Below are 7,569 nucleotides of genomic sequence, written 5' to 3' on the forward strand. Positions count from 1 at the left end.
TGACGTGCAGGGATGCACTAATGTCGCGGGCGCATGGATGCGCAGGAGCGACCGGAGCCGGCAGGCTCCTTTGAAGGGCGGCTGACGCCGCCGGGCGCGATTGACATCGCTGGCCTACAGAACAGATACAGGCATTCCAGGCATGACCGACACCCAGAACGCAATTGAACTGAAAGACGTCTGCTTCCGCTGGCAACGCAATCTGCCGCCGGTATTGAGCATTCCGGAATTCACGGTGCCCCGGGGGCGCCGGGTATTTCTGTACGGCCCTTCCGGCTCCGGCAAGACAACGCTGCTGAACCTGCTGACCGGTATCAATGTGCCGCAGTCGGGTGCCGTGCAGATTCTGGATACACCTCTGCATGATCTGTCAGGGCGCAAACGGGACCGGTTTCGGGCCCGGCATATCGGCATCATCTTTCAGCAATTCAATCTGATTCCTTATTTGTCGGTGACCGACAATGTGCGCCTGGCGCGCCAGTTGGCCGGGCATCGCCATACGTCTCAAGCAGAGTTTGCCGAGATCTTCGGTGCCCTGGGGCTTGAAGAAGAACTCTGGCACCGCTCTTCGCATGCCCTCAGCGTCGGCCAGCAGCAGCGCGTGGCCGTGGCCCGGGCGCTGATCAACCGACCGGAGCTGTTGATCGCCGACGAGCCTACGTCAGCGCTGGATTCCGACCATCGTGATGATTTTCTGCAGTTGCTGATGCGGGCAGCCACTGAACGCGGCAGCACCATAGTGTTCGTTAGCCATGACCGGGCGCTGCAGCACCACTTTGATGACCAGCTCGATATTCGAGACCTGCAAGGGGAGGTCGCCGCATGCATTTGAGCCTGGCTCGACACAGTCTGTGGAATCGGCGCGGCACTGTCGTGCTGACGCTGATCACACTGATCATCAGTGTGGCACTGCTGTTCGGCATCGACCATATCCGCAAGGAAGCCAAGAACAGCTTTTCACAAACCATCTCCGGCACGGATCTGATCGTCGGCGCCCGCTCCGGTTCGATCAATCTGCTGTTGTACTCGGTGTTCCGCATTGGCAACCCGACCAACAACATCACCTGGGAATCCTACGAATACATTGCCAACCACAATGCTGTGGCCTGGACGATTCCGATCACACTGGGTGACAGTCACCGGGGTTATCGGGTGATCGGCACCAATCAGGACTATTTCCAGCACTTCCAGTATGGCCGCCGGCAGAACCTGGAGTTTGCTGAAGGGGGTCAGTTCGAGGAGCTGTTTGATGTGGTACTGGGCTGGGAGGTCGCCCAGGCCCTGGGGTATGAAATGGGCACCGAGCTTGTCATCGCCCACGGTATGGGCGAGGTCAGCTTTGTCGATCACGGCGACATGCCTTTCACCGTGAGCGGTATTCTGGCACCCACGGGTACCCCTGTGGATCAGTCGCTGCACATCAGCCTGGAAGCCTGGGAAGCCATTCACCTCGGCTGGGAATCTGGCATGCCCGACCCGCGCCGCACGCCAGACCAGGAAGAGGTTCTGGAGATGGACCCGTCGCGCCTGCAACCCAGTGAACTGACCGCCACCTTTGTAGGTGTGAATTCACCAGTGCAGACCTTTGCCCTGCAGCACGTGGTCAACAATTATCGCAGCGAGCCACTGCAGGCTGTATTGCCGGGTGTGGCACTGTCCGAACTGTGGCAGATGATTGGTGTGATCGAGAATATTCTGCTGCTGATTGCCTTTTTGGTGCTGATCGCCACGCTGGTGGGCATGACCACCAGCCTGCTGGCCTCCATGCGTGAGCGACAGCGGGAGATGGCCATATTGCGGGCGCTCGGGGCCTCACCCTGGACACTGGTGATACTCATACAAATGGAAGTGTTGCTGATCACCATTGGCGGGTTGCTGCTGGGCAGTCTGGTGCTCTGGGGTGGGTTGCAACTGGCGCAGCCATGGCTGGTCTCGGAGTACGGGCTGTTTATCGGTACCAATATCTGGAATGCCGATACGCTGCGTTATGGCGGCCTTATTCTGGGGTTGGCGCTGGTGCTGGGTGTGTTGCCGAGTCTGGTGGCGTATCGCCGGGCGCTGGCAGATGGGATGTCGGTGAAGTTGTAGGCGGCTTCGCCGCCTATCGCGCACGGGGTGCGCTCCTACAGGCACGAACGGTGGTTGTTCCGTAGGAGCCCAGCCCTCTGGGCGATTCGCACCTAGATATAGAAATCCAGGTCTTCCTGGTGCTTCAACAGGTCGCGCATGGTGTAGGTGTCTTCACCGAAGAAATACACCAGCCCCCAGTGCGTACCAAAGGCGGTGCGCTTGGTGACGGTTTCTTCCACCGGCGGTGTCAGTTCGTGGAAGTCGAAGTACGGATGATTTTCCGTTTCCTCGGGAATCTCCAGCTTGCTGACTACGCGGCGACGCGGATACACACCAAAACAGCCAGCGACACCCTTGGCGTCCTTGACCGGCTCGGGGAAGAAATCATCGATTTCAGCCTGTGTAGTCTTAGGATCGAACATCAGCACCAGTCCCTGATAGGCATTGAAGCCGTAGGCGCGCTCGAGCAATTCGAACACCTTGAAGCCGGGTGGCCGATACGCCACTTCACCAAAGTACATTTCACCATCGCTGGTGACAAAGTACTCGGGGTGCACGAAACCGAACTGGATATCAAAGGTCTTGATCAGCTTTTCGATCTGCTGCGTGATGGACTCTCTGTACTTTTCCAGCTCCGGCGTGGCCGGAACAAAGACGGAGTAGCCTAGCGTCACATACTCTGAAATGTTCAGGAACTGGATCTTGCCATTCCATATCCAGGCTTCGACTGCGAACTCCCAGCCATCCAGGTGGCTTTCCATCAGCACGGGAAATTCGTCGTCCGGGATAGAGTCGACTTCGTCCGGTGTGCGGATCACCCGGTGACCAAGGCAGCCCGCCTTGTCGAAGGCTTTCAGGTGGATCGGATCGTTCGGGTCCCCATCCAGCTTGAGCAGGGTCTGGTTGACCCGCTTCAGGAAGCGAATAACGTCTTCCCGGTCGTGTGCCTCTTCAAAAATACCGACGCGAATACCGCCCAACTGCGCCCGGCGCTTCATCAGGGCCTTGTCGCGGAACAGAATTGACTGGCCAAACAGCCTGGGGTTGTCCAGCAGAACCGAGTTGATCGCACCGGCCCACTCGACGGTTTCTTCAAACAACGGAATGGCGACATCCACACCCATATCCTGCAGAGTCTGCGCAATTTCCATGGAACGATCGTTCAGGCGCTCGAAATCCCAGGCCACATAGGGAATGTCGTGCTCTTTGCAGTAGTCTTCGGCCCAGGGCGGCGCCACAACGACATAGCGGCGATCAAAGTTGTCCAGGGCCTCGATCGCACTGAGCGTCCAGCCCAACAGTGCGACGTAACCTTTATCCGGATTTTTCTCTTTCAAAACGAACTCCCGCCTGCAGGAGAGGTCTATCCACACTCCGGCAGGTTTTGCAAATGAGGCGCCATTATAGCACACCTGGCGTCCTCTCTCTCGGGACGAGGCGGGTAATTAAAGGTTAAACAGGTGACTGCCTGCCCCGCCATGGGGTATGGTTTCCGGTATCAGGAGCTCGAGTAACCCGTATGACCGAGTCCAAGTCCCCGACTCAGGGGCCGGATATCAACCGCATGCTTGCCAACCTTGATCCGTTGCTGGAGAAGATGGCGGCAGCGCGCAGCTTTGCCAGAGCCAACCACCTGCCGCGCGCGCTCGACCTGTGTCGCCGCATACTGACTCATGATGCAGGGCTTGAGGCCATGCTGGAGCGCGCCGAGCAGCTGGACCATGCCGGGATTTTTGAAGGCAGCGACTGGGTCGCACCGGACCTGCTGCAGGCCCGACTGGTGCCGGCCACCTTTGACAGCAATGATCGCACGCTGATCGTTATCGAGTGTCTGAGCGAATTGCGTATCCTGGCCATCAGTTCAGGCCAGTATTTTCATCCGGCCTTTTCGGCCGAACAGGCCACCCATTTTCTGACCCAGGTACTGGCGTTCAATCTGCAGCGTATTTTCGAGATGGAAGCGGACGAAAGTCAGCGCAATGCCGATCCGGACATGCATGCCCTGATCGTGCGCCAGCTCAATTTTGTTGCCAGTCATATCGGTTACGAAAGTATTCTCGAGCCGGTGGTGGAAGAGGTCTATCGCTTGCTGCGCCAGCGACCCATCCAGGTGCGCAGTGTACGTGCCATGGTCGACCGCATAGCGGCGTGTCTGTTTGACCCGGAAATCCAGATCAGCACCAAGGCGCGCGGTGCGGAGGGGCTGGTCAGTGCGCTCTATGGCCCGACTCAGGGCTGCCGGGAAGACCCAGGCATCGAGACTTATCTCGAACGCGTTGCGGCCATGGACGCCATGGCACTGGACTCCGAGGCTCAGGGCTTTGCCCGGGCCATGCATGACACTGGTCTGGTGTCACCCTACCATGCGGCCTTCGTTCGCCATGTTCAGTCATTCAATGACCGTGACCTGTTTTCCCGTTCACTCGGTCTGAGCAGCACCGGGCGAGACTGCTACCTGTGCTATCAGGACCTCGTACAAACCCTGACGGACTACTGTATTCACCTGCCGACAGCACAGACTTTGTACGGCCTGGCCTCTTTGCTCGAGCGCGGGCTGCTCTATCGCTCCAGTGTGGCGGCAGCGCTCTGGCGGCAGATGAAGACGCCCCTGCATACCGACGTGCGCCAGCAACTCGTCCTGACCTTTGGGGAAGACATTGATCCGGCAAAGACTCTGATGGCCGGCATCATCAGCGTGTTGGGGCAGCCTCTGGGGCTGGGCCAGGGCAACAACCCGGCTTGCCAATCGACCCGGGCCATCTCGATGTGGTCCTATACCGACCCCGACTTTTTGCTGCAATTGGCGCGCTGGTGCTCACGCGACAACAGGGTAGTCATGGAATTCGAAGGCCAGAGCATCAATTCAGCCGCGCTGACAGAGGGCATGGTCAATCCCATGGCATTTGATCTGGACCCTCTGTCGACAATCCTGGTTCCACACCTTGACCGAATCTATGCCGAGATGGGCAATTTGGTAGAGGACCGTCCAGAAGACCCGCACCGCTGGATCAATCCGGAGTTTCATGGCTGGTGGGTCAACCGCGGCTTTGCCATTGTGGTGGATATCCATACCGGGCAATTGAAGGACGAGGAGTCCTTTATCCGCACCTTTTATGCGCTCTATCACCCAATCTACAACAGCAACACACCGGTTGTGCACCCTCAACCGGCCGGCGCTGCCGTCACCGACGGCTCCAGCCGTTTTGTCGGCTGGCATGCCATTACCATCCTGCGTATTGCTCTCGATCAGGAGGATGTCATGCGGGTCTATTTCTTCAACCCGAACAATGACAGTGGTCAGGACTGGGGCAGTGGCGTTGTGGTATCCACCGAAGGTCATGGTGAACAGCACGGCGAAAGCTCGCTGCCGATCCACGAGTTCGTGTCCCGGCTCTACATCTTCCACTATGATGCGACCGACTGGCAGCTGCACACGGAAGCCGTGCCAGATGCAGAAATACAGCATGTCAAAGACCTGATGACGCACAGTTGGGCCGCTGATCGACTGCCGCCGCAAGGGTTGCAAGCCGAATCAAACTAGTGTCCTGTCTGGTTGATTCTACATTGGCCACCTATATCAAAGTTTTTTGATATAGGTCTTGACTCTCACCGGTGCTTGGCTAGACTTGCAGCCATGACCGCGCTAACTCCTGCCGATTCTTCGCCCTACGACACCTGGGCCCAGCACCTGAAAGCCACAGCAGACCCGCTGCGGCTCCTGGTGTTGCGCGCCCTGCGTCAGCAGTCCTATGGCGTGCTGGAGCTGAGCCAATTGCTGAGCATTCAGCAATCTCGGCTGAGCCACCATCTGAAGATACTGGCTCAGGCTGGCCTGGTAACACAGCGCAGAGAGGGCAATTCGATTTTTTATCAGCGCCACCCTGCGCCCGAGCCCTGGGTCGAAACGGTGTTCGCCACACTCGATCAGTGGCCCCTGCCGAACGTGGTGGCCACGCGCGAGCAAGCCATTGCGGCCGAGCGCCGGGATCACGCGAGGGACTTCTTTGCGCGCCATTTGGGGGAGTTCCGCACCCGGCAGGACCTGATCGCCGAATATCCGCAATATGAAGAGCAGGCCCTGGCGCTGCTTGATGAAGTGGATACGGGAACCGGGCATGCCGTGGAGGTGGGGCCGGGCCTCGGGGAGTTTCTCGGGGCACTGGCGCAACGTTTCCGGCAGGTGGACGCGGTGGATATTTCCGCCGAACTGCTGGAGCAGGCGCAGCAGCGGCATGCCGAAAACCACCAGATTCGTTTCCTGCATGGCGATCTGCAACAGTGGTTGGAGACGTATTCGCAGGCGCCTGATCTGGTGGTCTACAACATGGTGCTGCACCACATCCCCGCCCCAGGGGAAGAATTGCAGCGTGCCGGATTGGGGTTGCGCGACGGCGGCTACCTGCTGGTAACGGACCTGTGTCGCCACGAACAGACCTGGGCCAGAGAGCACTGCGGTGATCAGTGGCTGGGGTTCGATCATGCTGAGTTGGATGGCTGGGCCAACAGTGCCGGGCTTTTTCTGGAGCGCCATAGTGTGACGGCGCTGCGTAACGGTTTTCAGGTCCAATGCCTGCTCTGGCGCAAGTGCGCAGCAGACAGTCTGGACCAGCAAGCAAAAGGATAGCGTTCAATGAGCGAGTACAACCTGTTTACTTCCGAGTCTGTCTCCGAAGGGCACCCGGACAAGATGGCTGACCAGATCAGCGATGCGGTTCTGGATGCCATTATCGCGGACGACCCGCAGGCACGCGTGGCCGTCGAAACCATGGTCAAGACCGGCATGGCCGTGATCGCAGGCGAAGTGCGCACGGAGACTTATGTCGATCTGGAAGACATCGTGCGCGATGTGATTCTGGACATCGGCTACAACGACTCGGACCTGGGTTTTGATGGCGCGAGCTGCGCGGTGCTCAATGCCATTGGCAAACAGTCTTCCGATATCGCCAAAGGGGTTGACGAAAACCCGGAAGAGAAGAAAGAGCTGGGCGCGGGTGACCAGGGACTGATGTTCGGCTATGCCACCAATGAAACCGACGTCCTGATGCCGGCGGCACTGACCTACGCACATCGCCTCGTTGAGAAGCAGGCTGAATTGCGCAAGAACGGCACGCTGAAATGGCTGCGTCCGGACGCCAAGAGCCAGGTGACCCTGCGCTATGAAAATGGTAAGCCGGTGGCTGTCGATGCCGTGGTGCTGTCGACCCAGCATCACCCGGGCATCAGCCAGAAAGAGCTGAAGGAAGCAGTGCGGGAAGAAATTCTGAACGCGGTGCTGCCTGCAGAATGGCTGCACAAGGACACCAAATACCATATCAACCCGACCGGAATTTTCGAGATCGGTGGTCCCGTGGGTGATTGCGGCCTGACCGGTCGCAAGATCATTGTCGACACCTATGGTGGCATGGCCCGGCACGGCGGAGGCGCCTTCTCGGGCAAGGACCCGTCCAAGGTGGACCGCTCTGCGGCCTATGCCGGGCGTTATGTGGCCAAGAATATCGT

General features: G+C 58.7%; 6 protein-coding genes. 5 read left to right on the top strand and 1 reads right to left on the bottom strand.

Annotated features, from left to right (window positions below):
* Positions 1 to 142: 142 nt before the first annotated feature.
* Entirely contained in the window at positions 143 to 832 is a 690-nt protein-coding gene (locus LAT62_RS15195; RefSeq protein WP_293385870.1) for an ABC transporter ATP-binding protein, read from the top strand.
* A complete protein-coding gene (locus LAT62_RS15200; RefSeq protein ID WP_293385872.1) occupies positions 823 to 2,088 on the top strand; it encodes an ABC transporter permease in 1,266 nt (421 codons plus the stop codon). The genes LAT62_RS15195 and LAT62_RS15200 overlap by 10 nt, the downstream gene beginning before the upstream one ends.
* Before the next feature lie 92 nt (positions 2,089 to 2,180).
* Here the strand turns inward: LAT62_RS15200 and LAT62_RS15205 are convergent, their stop codons facing one another.
* Positions 2,181 to 3,407 carry a carboxylate--amine ligase gene (locus LAT62_RS15205; protein ID WP_293385874.1) on the bottom strand — a complete coding sequence of 409 codons (1,227 nt, stop codon included), beginning with the start codon at positions 3,405 to 3,407 and terminating at the stop codon, positions 2,181 to 2,183.
* Positions 3,408 to 3,589: 182 nt separating this feature from the next.
* On the opposite strand from LAT62_RS15205, the gene LAT62_RS15210 reads away from it, so the two are divergent.
* The 3 genes from LAT62_RS15210 to metK all read left to right on the top strand — a co-directional run.
* Complete coding sequence (locus LAT62_RS15210) at positions 3,590 to 5,611, top strand: hypothetical protein (RefSeq protein ID WP_293385876.1); 2,022 nt, start codon at positions 3,590 to 3,592, stop codon at positions 5,609 to 5,611.
* Between the two features lie 93 nt (positions 5,612 to 5,704).
* Positions 5,705 to 6,694 carry a metalloregulator ArsR/SmtB family transcription factor gene (locus LAT62_RS15215; protein ID WP_293385878.1) on the top strand — a complete coding sequence of 330 codons (990 nt, stop codon included), beginning with the start codon at positions 5,705 to 5,707 and terminating at the stop codon, positions 6,692 to 6,694.
* A 6-nt stretch (positions 6,695 to 6,700) separates the two neighbouring features.
* Positions 6,701 to 7,569, top strand: an 869-nt coding sequence (metK, locus tag LAT62_RS15220) for a methionine adenosyltransferase (RefSeq protein ID WP_293385880.1), incomplete at its 3' end; no start/stop codon positions are given.

The sequence above is a fragment of the Natronospirillum sp. genome, from assembly GCF_022565775.1.
Lineage (GTDB): Bacteria > Pseudomonadota > Gammaproteobacteria > Pseudomonadales > Natronospirillaceae > Natronospirillum.

Coding starts and splice junctions, on each gene's coding strand:
- LAT62_RS15195 (WP_293385870.1), top strand. CDS start 143: ATGACCGACACCCAGAACGCAATTGAACTGAAAGACGTCTGCTTCCGC.
- LAT62_RS15200 (WP_293385872.1), top strand. CDS start 823: ATGCATTTGAGCCTGGCTCGACACAGTCTGTGGAATCGGCGCGGCACT.
- LAT62_RS15210 (WP_293385876.1), top strand. CDS start 3,590: ATGACCGAGTCCAAGTCCCCGACTCAGGGGCCGGATATCAACCGCATG.
- LAT62_RS15215 (WP_293385878.1), top strand. CDS start 5,705: ATGACCGCGCTAACTCCTGCCGATTCTTCGCCCTACGACACCTGGGCC.